This is a genomic window from Methylocapsa sp. D3K7 (assembly GCF_029855125.1).
Taxonomy (GTDB): Bacteria; Pseudomonadota; Alphaproteobacteria; order Rhizobiales; family Beijerinckiaceae; genus Methylocapsa.
Map to the genome: position 1 here is coordinate 3129364 of NZ_CP123229.1, position 19318 is coordinate 3148681.

16 protein-coding genes are annotated in these 19318 nt (G+C 57.7%); 10 read left to right on the forward strand and 6 right to left on the reverse strand.

Annotated features, from left to right (window positions below; genetic code table 11):
- Positions 1-4 precede the first annotated feature (4 nt).
- Positions 5-2182 carry a catalase/peroxidase HPI gene (gene katG, locus QEV83_RS14820; RefSeq protein ID WP_280128468.1) on the reverse strand — a complete coding sequence of 726 codons (2178 nt, stop codon included), beginning with the start codon at positions 2180-2182 and terminating at the stop codon, positions 5-7.
- A 629-nt stretch (positions 2183-2811) separates the two neighbouring features.
- Between katG and QEV83_RS14825 the strand changes: the two genes are divergently transcribed.
- From QEV83_RS14825 to QEV83_RS14835, 3 genes are read left to right on the forward strand one after another with little or no spacing between them, the layout of a single operon-like run.
- The gene (locus tag QEV83_RS14825) at positions 2812-3927 is read left to right on the forward strand and encodes an HlyD family efflux transporter periplasmic adaptor subunit (protein WP_280128469.1); all 1116 of its coding nucleotides are present in this window, start codon (positions 2812-2814) and stop codon (positions 3925-3927) included.
- Positions 3924-6704 (forward strand): ribosome-associated ATPase/putative transporter RbbA, encoded by a 2781-nt coding sequence (gene rbbA / locus QEV83_RS14830; protein WP_280128470.1) that lies wholly within the window; start codon positions 3924-3926, stop codon positions 6702-6704. The genes QEV83_RS14825 and rbbA overlap by 4 nt, the downstream gene beginning before the upstream one ends.
- 13 nt (positions 6705-6717) lie before the next feature.
- Positions 6718-7845: an ABC transporter permease gene (locus QEV83_RS14835; RefSeq protein ID WP_280128471.1), complete on the forward strand. Its 1128-nt coding sequence runs from the start codon at positions 6718-6720 to the stop codon at positions 7843-7845.
- A gap of 118 nt (positions 7846-7963) precedes the next feature.
- Here QEV83_RS14835 and QEV83_RS14840 read toward each other — a convergent pair whose 3' ends face one another.
- The 3 genes from QEV83_RS14840 to prfB form a co-directional block, all read right to left on the reverse strand.
- Positions 7964-8191 (reverse strand): hypothetical protein, encoded by a 228-nt coding sequence (locus tag QEV83_RS14840; RefSeq protein WP_280128472.1) that lies wholly within the window; start codon positions 8189-8191, stop codon positions 7964-7966.
- Between the two features lie 249 nt (positions 8192-8440).
- Positions 8441-9250: a rhomboid family intramembrane serine protease gene (locus tag QEV83_RS14845; RefSeq protein ID WP_280128473.1), complete on the reverse strand. Its 810-nt coding sequence runs from the start codon at positions 9248-9250 to the stop codon at positions 8441-8443.
- 40 nt (positions 9251-9290) lie between these two features.
- A protein-coding gene (gene prfB / locus QEV83_RS14850) for a peptide chain release factor 2 (protein ID WP_280128474.1) occupies positions 9291-10422 on the reverse strand; the annotation gives its coding sequence in 2 pieces (ribosomal slippage) (positions 9291-10352 and positions 10354-10422; 1131 coding nt in all).
- Between the two features lie 145 nt (positions 10423-10567).
- Between prfB and QEV83_RS14855 the strand changes: the two genes are divergently transcribed.
- The 7 genes from QEV83_RS14855 (at position 10568) to QEV83_RS14885 (ending at position 17120) form a co-directional block, all read left to right on the forward strand.
- The gene (locus QEV83_RS14855; protein ID WP_280128475.1) at positions 10568-11458 is read left to right on the forward strand and encodes a polyphosphate kinase 2 family protein; all 891 of its coding nucleotides are present in this window, start codon (positions 10568-10570) and stop codon (positions 11456-11458) included.
- 200 nt (positions 11459-11658) lie between these two features.
- Entirely contained in the window at positions 11659-12810 is a 1152-nt protein-coding gene (locus QEV83_RS14860) for a patatin-like phospholipase family protein (protein ID WP_280131086.1), read from the forward strand.
- A gap of 32 nt (positions 12811-12842) precedes the next feature.
- On the forward strand, positions 12843-13601 hold the full coding sequence (locus QEV83_RS14865) for an acetoacetate decarboxylase (RefSeq protein WP_280128476.1): 759 nt from the start codon (positions 12843-12845) through the stop codon (positions 13599-13601).
- Between the two features lie 127 nt (positions 13602-13728).
- The gene (locus tag QEV83_RS14870) at positions 13729-14154 is read left to right on the forward strand and encodes a DUF2849 domain-containing protein (RefSeq protein ID WP_280128477.1); all 426 of its coding nucleotides are present in this window, start codon (positions 13729-13731) and stop codon (positions 14152-14154) included.
- A gap of 62 nt (positions 14155-14216) precedes the next feature.
- The gene (locus QEV83_RS14875) at positions 14217-15875 is read left to right on the forward strand and encodes a nitrite/sulfite reductase (RefSeq protein WP_280128478.1); all 1659 of its coding nucleotides are present in this window, start codon (positions 14217-14219) and stop codon (positions 15873-15875) included.
- Positions 15862-16596, forward strand: a complete 735-nt coding sequence (locus QEV83_RS14880) for a phosphoadenylyl-sulfate reductase (RefSeq protein ID WP_280128479.1) — start codon at positions 15862-15864, stop codon at positions 16594-16596. Before QEV83_RS14875 ends, QEV83_RS14880 begins: the two co-directional genes overlap by 14 nt.
- A gap of 2 nt (positions 16597-16598) precedes the next feature.
- Positions 16599-17120, forward strand: a complete 522-nt coding sequence (locus QEV83_RS14885; protein WP_280128480.1) for a DUF934 domain-containing protein — start codon at positions 16599-16601, stop codon at positions 17118-17120.
- A gap of 30 nt (positions 17121-17150) precedes the next feature.
- Here QEV83_RS14885 and QEV83_RS14890 read toward each other — a convergent pair whose 3' ends face one another.
- Both QEV83_RS14890 and QEV83_RS14895 read right to left on the reverse strand, forming a co-directional pair.
- Positions 17151-17546, reverse strand: a complete 396-nt coding sequence (locus QEV83_RS14890; protein WP_280128481.1) for a hypothetical protein — start codon at positions 17544-17546, stop codon at positions 17151-17153.
- A 598-nt stretch (positions 17547-18144) separates the two neighbouring features.
- Positions 18145-19314: an alpha/beta fold hydrolase gene (locus QEV83_RS14895; RefSeq protein WP_280128482.1), complete on the reverse strand. Its 1170-nt coding sequence runs from the start codon at positions 19312-19314 to the stop codon at positions 18145-18147.
- Positions 19315-19318: the final 4 nt, after the last annotated feature.

Genomic DNA, 19318 nt, shown 5'->3' on the forward strand with positions numbered 1-19318 from the left:
CAGATCAGACGAGGTCGAAGCGATCGAGGTCCATGACCTTGGTCCACGCCGCCACGAAGTCTTTTACAAACTTCTCCCGTGAGTCCGCGCATGCATAGACTTCCGCGAGGGCGCGAAGTTGCGAGTGCGATCCGAAGATCAGGTCGGCACGCGTGCCGGTCCACTTGACCTCGTTCGTCTTCCGGCCACGCGCTTCGTACACGCCTTCAGAACCAGCGGATGGCTGCCATTGCGTGCTCATGTCGAGCAGGTTGACGAAGAAGTCGTTCGTCAGCGTCTCGGGTCGCGTGGTGAAGACGCCGTGCGGGGACTTTCCGGCATTTGCGCCAAGGACGCGGAGGCCGCCGACGAGAACCGTCATCTCAGGCGCCGTCAGCGTCAGCAATTGCGCCCGATCCACCAACAACTCCTCAGCCAACAGGCGCTGCTTGCCGCGGAGATAGTTGCGGAATCCATCGGCGGCCGGTTCGAGCGGCGCGAAGGAGTGGGCGTCGGTTTGCTCCTGCGACGCGTCCATGCGCCCCGGTGTGAAGGGGACTCTCACGTCCTGACCGGCGCCCTTCGCGGCTTTCTCGATCGCCGCGCCGCCGCCGAGAACGATCAAATCGGCAAGCGAGACTTTTTTCCCGCCAGGCTGCGAAGCGTTGAACTCCTTCTGGATCGCTTCGAGCGTCTGCAGCACCTTCGCCAGCTGAGCTGGCTGGTTAACGTCCCAGTCCTTTTGCGGTGCGAGGCGAATGCGCGCGCCGTTCGCTCCGCCGCGCTTATCACCGCCGCGGAAGGTCGACGCCGACGCCCAAGCCGCCGAGACCAGCTCGGAAACGGACAGGCCGGACGCGAGGATTTTCGCTTTCAGGGCGGCGACGTCCTGCTCATCGATCAGCGGATGATCTACGACGGGGACCGGGTCCTGCCAGATCAGCGTCTCCTTCGGAACGAGCGGGCCGAGATAACGCACGATCGGTCCCATGTCGCGGTGTGTCAGCTTGAACCATGCCCGGGCGAACGCATCTGCGAACTGATCCGGATTCTCATGGAAGCGCCTTGAAATCTTTTCGTAAGCCGGGTCGAACCGCAAGGAGAGGTCGGTGGTCAGCATGGAGGGCGCGTGACGCTTTGACGGATCGTGCGCATCCGGTACCGTACTGGCGCCCGCGCCATTCTTCGGTTTCCACTGATGCGCGCCGGCCGGGCTCTTGGTCAGTTCCCATTCGTAGCCGAACAGGTTCCAGAAGAAGTTGTTGCTCCACTTCGTTGGCGTCGTGGTCCAGATGACTTCCAGGCCGCTGGTGATCGTGTCATTCCCTTTGCCCGTGCCAAATCTGTTCTTCCAGCCGAGGCCTTGCTCCTCGATGCTGGCGGCTTCCGGCTCCGGGCCCACCAGTGACTCATCACCCGCGCCGTGGGTTTTGCCAAAGGTATGACCGCCAGCGATCAGTGCGACTGTTTCTTCGTCGTTCATCGCCATACGGGCGAACGTCTCGCGGATATCCTTCGCCGCGGCGACCGGATCCGGGTTGCCGTTTGGACCTTGCGGATTCACATAGATCAGACCCATTTGCACGGCGCCGAGAGGCTCTTGAAGATCACGGTCGCCGCTGTAGCGCTCGTCCGCCAGCCACTTGCCTTCGGGGCCCCAATAGATGTCCGCTTCGGGCTCCCATGTATCCTCGCGCCCGCCGCCGAAACCGAACGTCTTGAAGCCCATCGATTCGAGGGCGACGTTGCCCGCGAGAATCATAAGGTCGGCCCAGGAGATTTTCCGGCCGTATTTCTGCTTGATCGGCCACAGCAACCGGCGCGCCTTGTCGAGGCTCGCGTTGTCCGGCCAGCTATTGAGCGGCGCAAAGCGCTGCTGGCCGGCTCCGGCGCCGCCGCGCCCATCACCGATACGGTACGTGCCCGCGCCGTGCCACGCCATCCGAATGAACAGCCCGCCGTAGTGGCCATAGTCGGCCGGCCACCAATCCTGTGAGTCCGTCATCAAGGCATGCAGATCCTTGATCACGGCATCGAGATCGAGGCTCTTGAATTCCTTGGCGTAGTCGAACGCCTCGCCCATCGGATCGGACAGGTTGGAGCGCTGGTGGAGAACCTGAAGATTCAGCTGGTTCGGCCACCAGTCTTGGTTCGCGTATACACGGGTCCCGCCCGCGACAGGGCACTTGCTTTCGCTCGTCATATTCCCTCCGATGGTCTTCTGATTTTTCCCATTCCATATACAAGGATCATCAATTCTTGAAAAGTGATCCAGCTTTATGGCTGACCCTTGCTTTATGGTGCATAGTCACCAAGCTCAACGGCATCATAACGGCGCAATATACCAACGCGAAGCCAAATATGATGAAGATGATCATGGTGAGCTCGCAAATCATGCCTTGAGCAGAGCCGCAATATGCTTCCGGTCACGCTGCAATTCGCGCTGCAAATCATTCCGCAAGCAGGCTCGGAAACTTCTGATTCAACCGGATGACCAATGGCGATGTCACGGTCAGGCGTGGCCCGCGCGACATTTGGCGTGGCCCGACCAACGCCGCGGGCACCGGAATGTCGCCTTTCGCCTGCGTAGCGGCGAGCGACGCAGTAAGTTTGTTATCACTTCAACAACAGGCGAATGACCGCCGTGAACATCACGGCATTTTTATACATCTGGCCGAAATGAGTTCCTCTATAGTAGAATGTAGCTGACGTCCGATCCGGGGACGCCGGCGACTTTTATGGTCTGAGTCGACCCTTGAACTGCTCTTGCCGTCACTTTGCTCTCGTTGACGAGACGCCGCTCCAGACCGAAGATTTCTTCTGGTAAAATACATGGCGACCCTCAGAGAAGATTCAACGACAGCACCCAGCGTCAGCCGTGATGCGAGCGGCGGCGAGGGTATGCTTACCGTCATCAACCAGCCTGCGCTGCCTGTCGTGACGGGAGGTCCGCCCCGATTGAGGCAACGGCGGCGGTACATCCTTCTCCTCCTGGTTTTGTTTGTTGGGATAACGGGCGCGGGCGGCTGGTATTGGTGGCGCCAGCACAATAATCTTCTTCCTGCCGGCATTGTCTGGAGCAACGGCCGCATTGATGCCGAGGAAATCGACATTGACACGAAGTTCGCGGGACGTGTCCTCGAACTTCTTGTCGAAGAAGGCGATATGGTGAAAGCAGGGCAAGTCATCGCCCGCATGGACACGCGCGACCTTGAAGCTCAACTCAGGAAAGATGAAGCGCTGTCGCGCCAAAATGAACATGCGATCTTGGAAGCGGAGGCGAATGTCGCGCAACTGCAAACGCAGTTAACCTTGGCCCAACAGCAACTCAACCGGACGAACTCTTTGTTGCAAAGAGGCTATGCCACGCGGGAGATCTATGATCAGCGCCAACAGACGTTGGAAGGTACCCGCCAAGCTCTGAGCGCGGCAAAAGCCCGCGTCATTGAAGCCACGCAATTTTTCAATGCGGCGGAGCACAACATTGAGTTGGACAAGGTCAATATCGCCGACAATACGCTCGTGGCGCCCCGCGATGGGCGCGTTCAATACCGCATATCGGAACCAGGCGAGGTCCTCCCGGCGGGAGGCAAGGTCTTCACGATGCTCGACATCGCCAACGTTTATATGGACATTTATCTGCCGACGCTCGAAGCAGGCCGCGTCAAGATCGGGAATGACGCCCGTATCGTGCTCGATGCCTACCCGGACCATCCCATAAGGTCCAAGGTCACATTCCTGGCCGCGCAGGCGCAGTTCACACCGAAGGCGGTGGAAACGAAAAGCGAGCGTGATAAGCTGATGTTCCGCGTGAAGGTGCGGATCGATCCCGACATCTTGAGAAAATACGCGGAGTCCGTGCGGACGGGACTTCCTGGGAACGCCTATATCCGGGTCGATCCCAATGTTGAATGGCCCGAGCGTCTGCGGGGCCAGTCCGGCCAATGAATCCGGGCGATCCTTGTGTCGCGCGCATGCGGGAGGTCAACCTCAGTTATGGAAGAAATTTCGCGCTCGACCGGGTCAATCTTTCCCTTCCAAGAGGCAAGAGGATTGCGCTGATCGGCCCGGATGGCGTTGGCAAATCCTCATTTTTAAGCCTCATCGCGGGCAGCCGTCGAATTCAGACTGGCAAGGTCACGGTTCTCGGCGGCGACATGGAAGATACGCGCCACCGCGCCACGGTGTGCTCCAAAATCGCCTATATGCCACAAGGTCTCGGAAAGAACCTTTATCCAGACCTCAGCGTTGGAGAGAACATCGCCTTTTTTGCCCGGCTGTTCGGGCAGGCGAAAGCGGAGCGCAAGCGCCGCATCGAGGAATTGACCGAGAGCACGGGCCTCAAACCGTTCATCGACAGGCAAGCCCGGAAACTCTCCGGAGGTATGCGCCAGAAACTTGGGCTTTGTTGCGCTCTCGTCCATGATCCTGAGCTTCTTATTCTCGACGAACCGACGACGGGTGTCGATCCTTTGTCGCGCCGGCAATTCTGGGAATTGACCGAAAGGATCAAGGAACGGCAAGCTGGCATGAGCCTCTTGGTCGCAACCGCCTATATGGAAGAAGCCGAGCGCTTCGATTGGCTTGTCGCGATGGACGCCGGTAAAATCATCGCGACCGGCACGCCACAAGAGCTCAAGGCGAAAACCGGAGCTTCGAGTCTGGAGGACGCGTTCATCGCATTGCTTCCGGGCGAACGCCGTCGCGGCCGTGCGCGCCTCGTCATTCCAAGGCGTCCGCCTTCGGATGGCGTGCCCGTGATTGTAGCCCGCGATCTTACCCGCCGCTTCGGCGACTTCACGGCCGTCGACACTGTCAATTTCAGCATCGAACGCGGCGAAATCTTCGGGTTTCTCGGATCGAACGGCTGTGGCAAGACAACGACGATGAAGCTGCTGACCGGTCTGCTGCCTGCAACCTCTGGCGTCGCGCTGCTGTTCGGCCAAGCCATCGAGGCGGGCGGCATGAGCGCGCGTGCGCGTGTCGGTTATATGTCTCAGTCCTTTTCACTCTACACCGAGCTTACGGTCCGCCAGAATTTGCAGCTGCATGCCCGCCTGTTCCACCTGCCGCGCGAGCAAGCCAAGATACGAATAGAGACGCTCGTCGAACAGTTCGGTCTTTCTGACTACCTGGATCAAGGCACTCTCGATCTGCCACTTGGCATCCGGCAGCGCCTGTCGCTCGCGGTTGCGATCGTTCATGAGCCGGAAATGCTGATTCTCGATGAGCCGACTTCGGGTGTGGACCCGATGGCGCGCGACCGTTTCTGGGAGCTCTTGATCGACTTGTCGCGAAACCAGGGCGTGACCATCTTCATCTCCACCCATTTCATGAATGAGGCGGCGCGCTGCGACCGGATCGCGCTCATGGACGCGGGCCGCGTTCTCGCAATCGGTGCTCCTGGCGCACTGACCAAGGCGCGAAAGTGTGAAAATCTCGAAGACGCGTTCATTTCCTATCTCGAAGAAGCGATTGGTACGCGCCGCGCTGCGGGCGAGGCAACCGCCGATGTGGCGGCAACGAACCTTCCCCCGGCAGAAATCGCCCCGGAGCCGCCAGCAGAGCAAAATTCCTGGTTCAGCCCGCGCCGCATGTTCGCCTATACGATCCGCGAGACGCTCGAACTCTTGCGGGATCCGATCCGGTTGGGATTTGCGCTGATCGGCACGGCATTTTTGATGTTTGTCATGGGGGCAGGGATCTCGACGGATGTCGACAATCTCAGTTTCGCCGTTCTCGATCATGACCAGACGCCCGAAAGCCGCGCCTATCTGGAGCAGCTTCGGGGATCACGCTATTTCTCCGAAAAAGCCCAAATCAAAGACTATGGTGAACTCGAACAGCGTCTTCAGAGCGCGGATATAAGGGCGGCAATCGAAGTTCCTCCAGGGTTCGGGCGAAACATCAAGAAAGGTGTTCCGACATCAATCGGCGCATGGGTTGATGGCGCCATGCCATTTCGGGCAGAAACCATCCGGGGCTATTTGCAGGCGATGCACCAGCAATATCTCACGGAGTTTGCAATAAGGGAGGGCATTTTGGGGAGGCCAAGGAGCTTGTCTGGGAGCCAGGCGCAACCCGCCACAATCGAAATAAGGTGGGTCTACAATCAGGATTTTTACAGTGTTTATGCGATGGTGCCGGGCACGATGGCGTTCCTGCTCATTCTCATACCTGCCATTCTCATGGCGCTGGCGATCGTGCGTGAAAAGGAGCTCGGCTCGATCACCAACCTTTACGTTACGCCCGTGACCAGACTCGAATTTCTCATCGGCAAGCAGCTCCCTTATATCGCAATCGGAATGGCCAATTTCATGGTCTTGTTTCTGATAGCGGTGTTCGTTTTCGCCGTGCCGTTCAAGGGAAGTTTTCTAACACTCCTGCTTGGCGCTCTGTTCTATGTCACGGCAACGACCGCCTACGGAATGCTGATCTCGTCCTTCGCAAGCACCCAGATCGCGGCGTTGTTTGGGACGGCTATTCTCAGCTTTCTGCCGGCGATGCTGTTTTCCGGCCTATTAACGCCGGTGTCCTCGCTAACAGGAATAGCAGCTTTGATGGGCCGGATATTTCCGATGACCTATTTTCTGCCGATCAGTGTCGGAGCTTTCACCAAAGGGCTCAGCTTCCAGGACCTCGGCGGAGATTTCTTCGCACTCATGATCTTCATCATAGTTCTGACACTTCTGAGCCTTGGCTTCCTGCGCAACCAGGAAAGTTAGAAGAGACCATGAGATGCGCTCACTAGCCAACATTTTCTGGCTCGGAACCAAGGAAATTCGTAGCTTCATTCATGACTACGTCCTGCTCGGCTTGGTCCTCTGGGCCTTCTCGGTCGCGGTCTATGCGCAAGCACAAAGCAGCTCGCAAGAACTCCACAACGCCGCGATTGCAATCATCGACGAGGACAATTCCGCGCTTTCCCGTTACGTTATTGAGGGATTTTATCTGCCTCCCTATTTTAAGCCGCCAGAGCTCATCAATTTGCGCGACGTCAACCGTTTGATGGACAATGGACGTTACACCTTCATACTGAACATCCCGCTGCATTTCGAGCGAGATGTGCTGGCCAGGCGGCAACCGGCAATGCAAGTCAATGTCGATGCGACCGTGATGGTCCAGGCCGGAATCGGCGCCGGATATATCCAGCAAATTCTTACAACTCAGATCAGAAATTTCCTCTCCAGGTCCGAAAGAGCGCCGCCGTCACCAGTCAAACTCGACATCCGCATCGCCTTCAATCCCAATGTCACCACGTCCTGGTTCACGAGCGTTATGGGTATCATCAACAATGTTACCTTTCTGGCGATCATTCTCTCGGGCGCGGCCGTTGTCCGTGAGCGGGAGCACGGAACCATGGATCACCTGCTCGTCATGCCGGTGACACCCTTCGAAATTGCCATGTCGAAAGTCTGGGCGAACGGGCTCGTGATCACGCTCGCGGTTGGCCTTTCGCTCAGCCTGGTCGTACGTTTTCTCTTAGGGATTCCGATCGCAGGATCAATCGTTCTGTTTTTGTTTGGAGTGATGATCTATCTTTTTTTCGCGACAGCGATCGGCATTTTTCTGGCAACCATCGCCCGCACGATGCCGCAACTTGGCCTACTCTATCTCCTCGTGGCGACTCCGATGAACGTTTTGTCAGGGAGCAATACGCCGCTCGAAAGCATGCCTCGGGGACTTCAAATCGTTATGCAGGCGTCACCCTCGACCCATTTCGTGTCGTTCGCCCAGGCGATTCTCTACCGCGGCGCTGGTCTTGACGTGGTATGGCCAGAATTCTTGGCTGTCGCGCTGATGGGAGGCCTCTTCTTCGGCCTCGCATTGTTTCGATTCCGCCGGGTTTCGGCCCAGACGGCATGAATGCTGCGGTCAGGCCAAGACTCCGTGGCAGAGCAGGGCGTTTGCCTTCGGGTTAATGCCGGCCATCCTGGCGAGTAACGCACGCGCATGGCATGGCTTGGCTTGGACTATGAAAATCTTACGGCCGGAAGCCTTTATCCACCATACAGCTCGAATAAATGTGAACGATCGCTTTGGAGTTAGCGCTCGTATTGACATCATTCCCACCGCTGACGGGCGCTTCTTTGTGAGCCTTCGCCATGCATTCTTCGAGAGCAGCCATGCGTGTCATCTTGGCAAACCCCGTTCCAATCGAAACAATGGAAACAACACAGACAAAAGCTACGCTTTTGAGACAAGTGTTCATGATCGATCTCCTTTTAAGACCAAGAATGAATCAAGCAGCAAATCGAATCCAACCGGGAATCTTTCCCCGAAAAATCTAAGCAGAAAGGATTTTTGTTTCAAGCATTGAGCACCGATGCCCAAATTGGAGCCAGTCATGCATTTCAAACCGCTGGCTTAGCAGTAAACTGCGGCTTGGAGGACTCGCGGACATGCGCTTCGACGGGCTCGAAGCCACGAACTCCCAATCAACGCATATCTTCTGAAAGTTCTATGAACCATGACCGCCGCGCGCCGGGACGCGAAGGGGGGAGGGGGCTGGCGGGTCGAACCAGCGAAAGGCCAAGAGCCCAACCAGAAAACCGCCGATATGGGCTTCCCAGGCAACTGTTGCGCCGGTGCCGCCAAGCGGCGTGGGGATCGTGCCAAACAAAAAATTGAGGAAAAACCAAAACCCGAGAAAGCTGATCGCGCTCCGGTTGGAGAGAATCTCCCGCAGCGGAAGAGCGGGCTGCCGGTAGGCGTGGTCCTCATGCGCGCGCTCCGAGAAGCCGAGCGCTTCGCCAAGCGGCGCGCCGGGCTGGAAAACGAAGCGCACTGCCGCGGCCATGACACCGGAAACCGTGGCCGACGCGCCGACGACTGGTTGCAAATCCGCGATATGCGTCGCGTAGTGCATGGCCGCTCCGGCAATTGCCGCAACCGCGCAGAACAACAAAAAGCGGGGGGTGCCAAAGCGGCGGGCGACGGGCGACCCGAACGCCGCGAACCACAGGCAGTTCATCCCCACATGCAGCCAGCTGCCGTGCAAGAACGCATAGGTGAGCGGCGTCCACCAAAGCGGTTTGCCATCGCCGAGGAAAAAGGTCGCGGCCCGGGCGCGAAATTCGGCGTCTTCGGGGATGGCATTGAAGGCCGCAGTCACTCTTCCGGGATCGAATGCAAAAGTGAAACGTCCCGGCACAAAGGCGAAGTGCTGAAGAATATTGAGATAGGTCTCCGCCGGCACCAGTTGGGAAAAGGCCTCGATCGCGGCAAGCAGCACCATGATCCCGAGGACCGCCGCGGGCAGATTGAACATGCGTTCTCTTTGGGGGTGATTTCCTGGGCTCATATTCTCGTCACTCTACATCCTCAACCGCCACCGGGACACCGCCAGAGACTTTTTGTGCAAGCGCCGCCTCCATGAAATCATCGAGTTCGCCGTCGAGCACGTCAACCGGCGACCCGGACGTCACGCCGGAACGCAGATCCTTCACGAGTTGATAGGGCTGCAACACATAGGACCGGATCTGATGCCCCCAGCCGATCTCGGTCTTGCTGGCTTCCGTCGCATTGGCCGCCGCCTCCCGCTTTTCCATCTCCTGCTCGTAGAGCCGCGCGCGCAGCATGTTCCAGGCGGTTGCCCGGTTCTTGTGCTGCGAGCGTTCCCCTTGGCAAGCAACGACGATCCCCGAGGGGATATGGGTGATACGGACAGCCGAATCCGTCGTATTGATGTGCTGGCCACCCGCGCCCGATGAACGATAGGTATCGATGCGGCAGTCCGATTCCTTGACATCGATGTTGATCCGGTCATCAATGACCGGATAGACCCATACCGAGGCGAAACTTGTGTGGCGCCGCGCATTCGAATCGAATGGCGAGATGCGCACCAGGCGATGCACGCCGGACTCGGTTTTGGCCCAGCCATACGCATTATGGCCCTTGACGAGGAGGGTGCCGGATTTGAGGCCCGCTTCGTCGCCTGCTGTCTCCTCGATGACCTCGACCTTATATTTATGGCGCTCGGCCCAGCGTGCATACATGCGGAACAGCATGCGGGCCCAGTCGCAGCTTTCAGTGCCGCCAGCGCCGGAATGAACCTCGATATAGGTGTCGTTGCCATCCGCCTCGCCGGACAACAGCGCCTCGATCTGGCGCCGCCCAGCCTCCACTTTCAGGGCTTTGAGCAGGTCGAGCCCTTCCTTTTCGGACGCGGCGTCCTGCTCCGCTTCGGCGAGTTCGATGAGCGTGATCGCGTCCAAGAGTTCGTTGTCGAAACGGCTGAGCGAGCCGAGCCTGTCCTCAAGCTCGGTCCGCTCGCGCATGATTTTTTGCGCTGCTTCGGTATTGTTCCAAAGAGCCGGGTCTTCGGCCTTGGCGTTCAGTTCGGCGAGACGGCGGGCGGCAGTTTCGACGTCAAAGATGCCTCCTCAGCAATCCCATGGATTGCTTGATGGATTGGACAAGCGCTTCGGCTTCGGCGCGCATGATGAATACTCGTCTTGGAGGAAAATTGGACTAAGCTCGTTCGGTCAACCGGAAAATGGAGAGCCCAGCCGCGCCGCGCAAGATAGTAACAACGAGCGGGGATGTAAACGGCATCAGGACGAACGGACGATAGGAGGCGAATTTGGTGGACTATCGCGACAAGCTCATCGTCAAACCTGGCCGCAAATTTCGCTTGAAGGACGTCGATCCCGCCTTTACGGGGCAACATGAGACGCCAGATGAGGCGGCGCCGGAACTGGGAGGATATCAGCAAAGGCTGACCCAACTGCAAGGCTTACTTTATGCGGAGAAAAAGCACGCCATTTTGATCGTTCTTCAGGGCTTGGACGCGGCGGGCAAGGACGGCACCATCAAGCATGTGTTCGGGCCGCTCAATCCGCAGGGGGCGTCGGTGACCAATTTCAAGGAGCCGACGCCGATCGAGCGCGATCATGATTTTCTTTGGCGAATCCACCCCCATGCGCCGCCAAAGGGGTGGATCGCGATCTTCAATCGCTCCCATTACGAGGACGTTTTGGTCACGCGAGTTCATAAACTCATCGGCAAGCAAACCTGCACGGCGCGCTATGAATCGATCCGCGCCTTCGAGTTGGGGCTTCAAGAGAGCGGAACGACGATCCTAAAATTCTTCTTGCATATCAGCAAGGAGGAGCAGCTCGCCCGCTTCGGCAAGCGGCTGGACGATCCCTTGCGCAATTGGAAAATCAGCGAATCCGACTATTCCGAGCGCCTCCTCTGGGACGATTATATGCGGGCCGCCGAAAAGGCGCTTGCCGCGACCAGCACCCATGACGCGCCCTGGTACGTGATCCCTGCCAATCACAAATGGTTTCGCAATTTGGTGGTCTCGCAAATCGTTGCAGCGACGATGGAAGAGCTTCACATGGCGTTCCCAAAACCAGCCGTCGATCTTGCCGACATCCGGCGCAAATATCATGCGGCGGCGATGGAGGAACGTGGCGGCGAAAAAGAGGCCGCCCGGCGTGAAAAGCCGGTCAGAGAGGATTCAAGGTAAATCATGGCTTGTTTGTTATTGCGAAAGCTTTTCAAAAATGTCTCAGATTTTTGACGATCCTGCGCTAAGTTGACGGCAAGCGCGGATTTGTCACTATGGTTTGGCACGCGCCGCATCAGGCAGCGAGCTGCCATGTTCGAAACCGGACCTTTGACGGAAATAGCTCACACATGATCGATGAAGAGAAATCGCACGCTCCCATGCACAAGTCGCATCGGGATATGCCGCGGCCGCCGTTCGAACGGATCGCGCTTGTGCTCCAGGGTGGCGGCGCGCTTGGTGCCTATCAAGCAGGGGTCTATCAGGCTCTGGCGGAAGCAAATTTACATCCAGATTGGGTGGCCGGCATCTCGGTTGGCGCGATCAACTCGGCGCTGATTGCTGGCAACCCGCCGGAAAAGCGCGTCGCGCGGTTGCGCGAATTTTGGGAACTTGTCAGCACGGCGCCGGTGGGCATCACCTATCTGCCCTCCCTCAAGATTAAGGACGAATACACCCACACCTGGGTGAACCAGCTGCGCGCAATGACCACCTTGTTCTGGGGGGCGCCGGGCTTCTTCACGCCGCGCATTCCAGCGCCGCTGCCCTTCGTTCCCGGTGAGTGTGATTCCCTTAGTTATTACGATGTCGCTCCCTTGAAAGCGACCCTCGAACGTCTGGTCGACTTTGGCCTCATCAATTGCGGCAACACAAGGTTCAGCGTCGGCGCGGTGAATGTGCGCACCGGCAATTTCACCTATTTCGATAGTACCACGCATGAGATCGGTCCGGAGCATGTCATGGCCAGCGGCTCCCTGCCGCCCGGCCTGCCCGCCACCGAAATTCAAGGCGAGCATTATTGGGACGGCGGCCTTGTCTCGAACACGCCGTTGCAATGGGTGCTCTCCGGCAGGCCGCGCCTGGATACGCTCGCCTTTCAGATTGATTTGTGGAGCGCTAGCGGCAATCTGCCGCGCAATCTGATCGAGGCCGAGTTGCGCGAGAAGGAGATCCACTTTTCAAGCCGCACGCGGGCCGCCACCGACGACTTCAAGCACGCACAGCTGCTGCGCCGTGCCGTCCACCACCTCATCCAAAAGCTTCCCGACGAGCTGCGGCAATTGCCGCAGGCTAACCTTCTCGCCGGCGAGGCGGATGAAAAAGTCTACAACATCATCAATCTCATCTATCACTCGCACAATTACGAGGGCACCTCGAAAGACTACGAGTTTTCGCGGCGGACCATGGAAGAGCATTGGGAATCCGGCTACAACGACGCAGTGCGCACTTTGCGGCACCAGGAGGTTTTGCAGCGTCCCGAAAATAGCGATGGCGTCTTTACCTTCGACCTCGCGCGCGACGGGCGCGAATAGGAAACCCGGTCACCCCCCCCAGGAGATCCACGATGAAGCTTGCCGACGTCGCCAAGACTGCCTTCGCTATGCCGCTGATGGACCCTGCGTACCCGCGCGGCCCTTATAAATTTTACAACCGGGAATTCGTGGTCATCAGCTACCGGACCGATCCCGAGCTTTTGCGCGAGGTCGTTCCTGAACCTTTGGAGGTCGTGGGCGATACGGTCAATTATGAGTTCATCCGCATGCCGGATTCGACCGGCTTTGGCGATTATACGGAAACCGGCCAGGTTATTCCCGTTCGCTTCCGGACGCCCGACGGGACGGTCCAGGATGGCGGCTATGTGCATGCCATGTATCTCGACGACAATTCGCCGATCGCCGGCGGGCGCGAGATCTGGGGCTTTCCGAAAAAGCTCGCCAGACCAAAAATCTCGCATGAAAGCGAGACCTTGGTCTGTACCTTACACTACGGCTCGGTTCTGTGCGTTTCCGCCACAATGGGCTACAAACATCGCGAGATCGATCCGGCGCCACTCATCAAGAGCCTCGCCAAGCCAAGCTTTATGATCAAGATCATCCCGCATGTCGATTGCACCCCGCGGATTTGCGAGCTGGTGCGCTATTATTTGGAGGATGTCACTTTGAAGGGCGCGTGGGCCGGTCCCGCTGCCATCGAGCTTTTCGAGCATGCGATGTGCGACGTTGCCCGCTTGCCGGTGCGCGGCGTCGTTTCAGCCACCCATTTCGTCACGGATCTGACGCTGGGCCTTGGCGAGGTGGTGCACGATTATTTGAAAGACAGCTAAAGCGTTTTTTGGTGCCGGCGAATGATCTATTTCACATATTAAATCAGTATATTGTTTTAAACACTCGCCAAATGGTGTTAATTGCGCTATATAGGAAATTGAAATTGAGTTCCCGTGAGTTTTCGGCATGTCTCAGGTTATCACAGCAAATCGCCTCACCGACGGGATTGTGGTCTATGTTGGCCATGATGGCGCCTGGACCGGGCAGCTCGACGAAGCAAAGCTCTTCGCGTGCAAAGCCGAGGCGGAGACCGGGCTGGCCGCAGCGCGGGACGACGCGAAGCGCAATCTCGTCGTCGAGCCTTGCCTCGTCGATGTAACGGATGAGGCGGGCGGATGGCGGCCGCTGACCTTGCGCGAGTCGATCCGCGCGCTGGGTCCGACGGTCGACTTCTTGCCCCAAAGCCGCGTTTTCACTTATGCCGCGAATCCGGTTCCGGGCCATGCACTCAAGCCGGAGACGAAGGCGCGATTGACAGTTCCGGGACAGGCAAGCCCGCGAACGCCCGAGCTGATCGGCGCTACCGGCCTTTCCGATGAGATCACGCGATAAAGCAACGGATTTGAAGCGCTCTGGGTATCGGCGGCTGGATGCCCGGGCGGAGCGGAGCTCGCATGTATCGCTACGATGAATTCGACAAAAACTTTGTCGCCGCGCGCGTCGCGCAATTCCGTGACCAGGTGGCACGGCGTCTCTCGGGCGAATTGGACGAGGAAAAGTTCCGGCCGCTGCGGCTGATGAACGGCGTTTATCTGCAATTGCACGCCTATATGCTGCGCATTGCGATTCCTTACGGCACCTTGTCGTCGCGGCAAATGCGCAAACTCGCCTTCATCGCGCGGCGCTACGACAAGGGCTACGGCCATTTCACAACCCGCCAGAATATTCAGTTCAACTGGCCGGCACTCAAAGACTGCCCAGCCATTCTGGAGGAACTCGCGGATGTCGAAATGCACGCCATCCAGACCTCGGGAAATTGCATCCGCAATGTCACCGCCGACCAATTTGCAGGCGCCGCGGCCGATGAAATCGAAGATCCGCGCCCCTATGCCGAAATTCTGCGGCAATGGTCATCGCTGCACCCGGAATATTCGTTTTTGCCGCGCAAATTCAAGATCGCCGTGAATGGCGCCGCCAAGGATCGCGCCGCGATCCAGGTTCACGATATTGGCTATCAGATCATCAAGAATGCCAGGGGCGAAATAGGTTTTAGCGTCTATGTCGGCGGCGGCCTCGGCCGCACCCCCTTGATCGCCCATAAGATTCGCGACTTCCTGCCAAAGGAAGATCTCCTCGCCTACACGGATGCGATCCTGCGCATCTATAATCTCGAAGGGCGGCGCGATAACAAATACAAGGCGCGCATCAAAATCTTGGTGCATGAGAAAGGCGCCGATGCCGTTCGAGACGAGGTCGAGGCGGAATTTGCCAATCATCGCGATGTTGGTTTGACCTTGCCGCAAGCGGAAATCGACCGCATCCGCGCCTATTTCGCGCCACCCGACTTAGCCGCGCGGGGGGATCATTCCTTAGCGGTTGCGCGGCGGAAAGCGGGCGATCCGGCGTTTGCCCGCTTTGTGGCGCAAAATATCGCCGCGCACAAAACACCGGGCTATGCGATCGTCAATGTCTCCTTGAAACCCATCGGCGGCATTCCAGGCGATGCCAGCGCCGATGAGATGGACGCGATTGCCGGCCTCGCCGAGGAATTTTCAGCTGATGAGATCAGAGTCGCTCATGAACAGAACCTTGTTTTACCTTATGTCGCCCTAGATGATTTGCCCGAACTCTACGACCGCCTAGCAAGTCATGGTCTCGCCACCGCCAACACCGGCCTTGTCACCGACATTATTTCTTGCCCGGGGCTCGATTTTTGCGCGCTGGCAACCGCCCGTTCGATTCCCATCGCGCAGCGCATTTCAGAGCGGTTCGGCGATGGCGCACGGGCGCGGGACATCGGCGAGTTGAAGATCAATATTTCTGGCTGCATCAACGCCTGCGGACATCACCATGTCGGCCATATCGGCATTCTTGGATTGGAGAAGTCCGGTGCCGAGGCCTATCAGATCACTCTTGGCGGCTCGGCCGACGAGCTTTGCAATGTCGGGACACTCACCGGCCGTGGTTTTTCTTCCGAGGATGTTGTCGATGCCGTCGAGACCGTTGTTGATACATATTTGAAATACCGTGCGAACCCGGCGGAGGATTTTCTGGCGGCCTACCGGAGGATCGGGATGGCGCCGTTCAAGGAGGCGCTTTATGGCCGGGAATGAGGCTGCCATCCTTGAAGCTTCTGAAAAAGCGCCGCGGCTTAATGCTGCTTTGGCGGGACTGGAAACGGCCGAATTTCTGCGTGTCGTGATCAAGGATCTTTTTCCGGATCGCATCGCGCTCGTCTCGAGTTTTGGCGCCGATTCTGCTGTGCTGCTCCATATGGTTGCACAAATCGACAAAGCGACGCCGGTGTTGTTCATCGACACACGGGTTTTGTTCGAGGAAACGCTCGCCTATCGGGATGAACTCGTCGCCCATCTTGGTCTTGAAAAGGTAATTTCCATAGGCCCCAAACCGGCGTTGCTTGCCGCGGAGGACCCTGAAAATTTCCTTTGGGCGAGCAATCCCGACCGCTGTTGCGAAATCCGCAAGGTGCTGCCCTTGGCGGAAGCGCTCGAAGGTTATGATGCGTGGATCACAGGCCGCAAGCGGTTTCAGGCACAATCACGCGGGGAACTGGCCTTGCTCGAATCCGAAGGCGGGCGCATCAAAGTCAATCCGCTCGCCCATTGGCCGGCGGTCAAGATTCTGGATTATCTCGATGCCTTCGACTTGCCACACCATCCGCTCGTGGACAAAGGTTTTCTGTCGATTGGGTGTATGCCTTGCACGTCGCCAGTAAAGCCTGGCGAAGATCCGCGTGCGGGACGCTGGCGCGGAAAGGCCAAAGTCGAATGCGGGCTTCACACTTTGCCGCTTTTTGCCGGCGCGGACATTTAACGATGGCAATCTTCAAAGGTGATGGTTTTGTCGTGGACGACTGGCGCTTTCTCACGCAAGCAGAAGAACTGCCGCCGGACGGTAAAATCATTCTGACGCTGCCGCAATGGCTGGCAATCCGTGCGTGGGTGCTTCATGATCGTCCGCTAGGCCTGCTCCTTGAACCGGGGGAGGTTTTAAAACCGGGGCACGATTTGCAGGCGATAGCGCCTGATTTTTCGCGGTTCGCGTTGATCGTGGTTGCGTTTCCCAAATTCACGGACGGACGCGGCTATTCGCTCGCCCGTCAGCTCCGCGGCGCCTATAAATATCAGGGCGAGCTACGGGCGCGCGGCGAGATATTGTTCGACCAGTTGCAATTGCTTGCCCGCTGCGGCTTCGACAGTTTCGAGATTGAAGATGCGGTGACGATCCAATTGCTGGAAACGGGCCGCAGGCCCCGTATCAAGACTTTCTATCAACCCGCGCTCGGACCAGAAATTCCTGAGCGTACGAGACCCTGGGCGCGCCTGGCGGCAAATTGAAGCCCTTGATCCCAGATGGTTGTATGCTGCTCAACCGAACGAAAAATCGACAGACTTCGGTCTTTTCGGCCAGATTTCCGCCGAAGCTAGTTTTTGACCCGCGCGGCTTTCCTCCGGATTTATGAGCGCCTGTAACTCCGAGGCAGGATCGTCAACATCTACGATCGGCTGCAAAATCGCCTGAAGTCCTGTCAGGATCGGCTGATCCGTGCGGTCCATGATCGCGCGAAGGGCCTTTTTTTCCTGTTCGCCGACGCTCTTTTCGAATTCACGAACCGCGCGAGCCGCAAATGCGCCGACCGACAATCCAAACGTTTCGGCGGTGACACCGACCCTGCCCGCGAATTCGGACCCCAAAGATGCAACGGCTGCCTGGGCGACCTTTTCGTGCGAACACGTATGGATGATTTCAGCGATCAAACACATAACAACTCCCTCGCTTCGCGGGCCTACGACGTTGAATACGAATAAGCGGCGGCGATACCCTTTCGTAAAAGGTTAACCTCAAGCTCCACAGATTACTATTACTGACAACATAAATGATAAATCTAACACTGGCATGACGTCAACAAAGATATTCATGCTGCTTTGCAATAACTCTCACCGTTTGAGTTTAAAAGCACATCATCTCCTCGTGAAGAGATTCAAATCCTTGTGAATAGCTGTTCACGAATCGATTTGTTGACAATATACGATCAGTATATTTTTCTCAACCCAGCCCAGATAATTGAGAGCAAGGGAAAAAAATAGGAAATATAATTCCTTTACAGACGGATTCTTTGAAAACAATATTTTAAATTAAAGAAATTCTTAAATTCTTCGTTCCGCATACCATCAACAGAACTGTGATTTCTGATTTAATAAAGATGGCCACGCAGGCGCCGGAACTCACCAAATTGAGCATAGCCCGGGTCTCACAGCCAAGCCCCGGCAAAGAGTTCACACTATTAAACGCGTAGTCCAAGCAAAAGTTCCCTATCTTCGCCTGCAATCAAACTGCGGAAAAGCTTAGCCAGCGCGGCCATTATTGCGGCGGGGCGGCGGCGGGTGCCCCAGTCAATGGGGCGAGGGGCGTGGTGACAATTTTTGAATCGACGGGTCTGTCACCCAGCACGGCCTGAGTGTTGGCGTCCTGCGGCCGTGACGACGTAATTTGCGACGCGATCGTCCGTACCGCCTGCGGAGCGTCAGCGAAGGTTCCATGTTTGATCAGGCCTGTCGCCTCGGCCGACAAATCATAGGCCTTAACCCCAAGTTCGTCGAGCGCCGCCCGGTCAGTGGGGTTGTTGAGATCGAGTCCGCCCAGGCGCGGCCTGTCTCCGGCAAGTGTCCGAGCAATGGAGAGCGCCCGATCGTTGGATGCGACGAGAACCGAGACATGCGAGGCATCAAGCCGCGCCAATTGCTGCCGGAAGACATTCAAGTCAATGTCAGGCGCGGCAAGCATGACGTCGCCGAGCTTGCCGTTAAGGTCTGGGCTTCCGGAAATCGCATTTTCCCGCAAGGCTTCCATGGCGAGCCAGGCGCCCATGGAATGCGCCAGAACATGGACGCGGCCAACGTCAGGTAATTCGGCAACCCGGTGAATAAGCTTGGTCAAGGCGTCGCGGGAGGTGGTCGCATTCTCCTTGGCGGCACCGTAATCGAGAAGACTTCCTGCCGCTGGCCAGGTGTAAAGGATAACGACGCCGCCGAAACGCCCATCAGCGGCAATCTGAGCGAGACGGAAACGCGCTTCATCATAGCTCGTGTTGAAGCCATGGACATAGATAAGAACATCGCGATTCGAGCCGATGCGCCCGGAAATATGGCTGGCGAGTTCGCTGAAAAACTCGTTTTCATCGAGCACCCGGCGGCTGACGGCGACGAAGTGTTTTTGCGGATCTTCCGATCCGAACGAAGGCCGCTCCACCTTGCCTGGTGTATGATCCGGCGGAACGCCGATCTGCTGCAAGGAAAACCGCGCGCCGCCTTCGACGGCGGTTTCGTTCGAGGCACCGTGTTCGCCCTTGCGGGTTGAGGCGACAAACATCGCGACCGAGTGTGGCTCCGCCGCGGGCTCGCTGACCCCTGATAGGCCCATCGACGCGCAGCCAGCGACAAGGATCATGGCACCACCCGCGACCATGCAACAGAACAGCCGCACGAAATGCGGCCGCTCCGGGGACAGGTGACGCCGGCAAATGCGAGGCATGTTT

Excerpts from the sequence above, each read along its gene's own strand:
- QEV83_RS14865 (WP_280128476.1), top strand. The coding sequence starts at position 12,843 with ATGAAGCTTGCCGACGTCGCCAAGACTGCCTTCGCTATGCCGCTGATG.
- QEV83_RS14840 (WP_280128472.1), bottom strand. The coding sequence starts at position 8,191 with ATGAACACTTGTCTCAAAAGCGTAGCTTTTGTCTGTGTTGTTTCCATT.
- QEV83_RS14895 (WP_280128482.1), bottom strand. The coding sequence starts at position 19,314 with ATGCCTCGCATTTGCCGGCGTCACCTGTCCCCGGAGCGGCCGCATTTC.
- rbbA (WP_280128470.1), top strand. The coding sequence starts at position 3,924 with ATGAATCCGGGCGATCCTTGTGTCGCGCGCATGCGGGAGGTCAACCTC.
- QEV83_RS14880 (WP_280128479.1), top strand. The coding sequence starts at position 15,862 with ATGGCCGGGAATGAGGCTGCCATCCTTGAAGCTTCTGAAAAAGCGCCG.
- QEV83_RS14845 (WP_280128473.1), bottom strand. The coding sequence starts at position 9,250 with ATGTTCAATCTGCCCGCGGCGGTCCTCGGGATCATGGTGCTGCTTGCC.
- QEV83_RS14835 (WP_280128471.1), top strand. The coding sequence starts at position 6,718 with ATGCGCTCACTAGCCAACATTTTCTGGCTCGGAACCAAGGAAATTCGT.
- QEV83_RS14890 (WP_280128481.1), bottom strand. The coding sequence starts at position 17,546 with ATGTGTTTGATCGCTGAAATCATCCATACGTGTTCGCACGAAAAGGTC.
- QEV83_RS14825 (WP_280128469.1), top strand. The coding sequence starts at position 2,812 with ATGGCGACCCTCAGAGAAGATTCAACGACAGCACCCAGCGTCAGCCGT.
- QEV83_RS14860 (WP_280131086.1), top strand. The coding sequence starts at position 11,659 with ATGCACAAGTCGCATCGGGATATGCCGCGGCCGCCGTTCGAACGGATC.
- katG (WP_280128468.1), bottom strand. The coding sequence starts at position 2,182 with ATGACGAGCGAAAGCAAGTGCCCTGTCGCGGGCGGGACCCGTGTATAC.
- QEV83_RS14870 (WP_280128477.1), top strand. The coding sequence starts at position 13,729 with ATGTCTCAGGTTATCACAGCAAATCGCCTCACCGACGGGATTGTGGTC.
- QEV83_RS14875 (WP_280128478.1), top strand. The coding sequence starts at position 14,217 with ATGTATCGCTACGATGAATTCGACAAAAACTTTGTCGCCGCGCGCGTC.
- QEV83_RS14885 (WP_280128480.1), top strand. The coding sequence starts at position 16,599 with ATGGCAATCTTCAAAGGTGATGGTTTTGTCGTGGACGACTGGCGCTTT.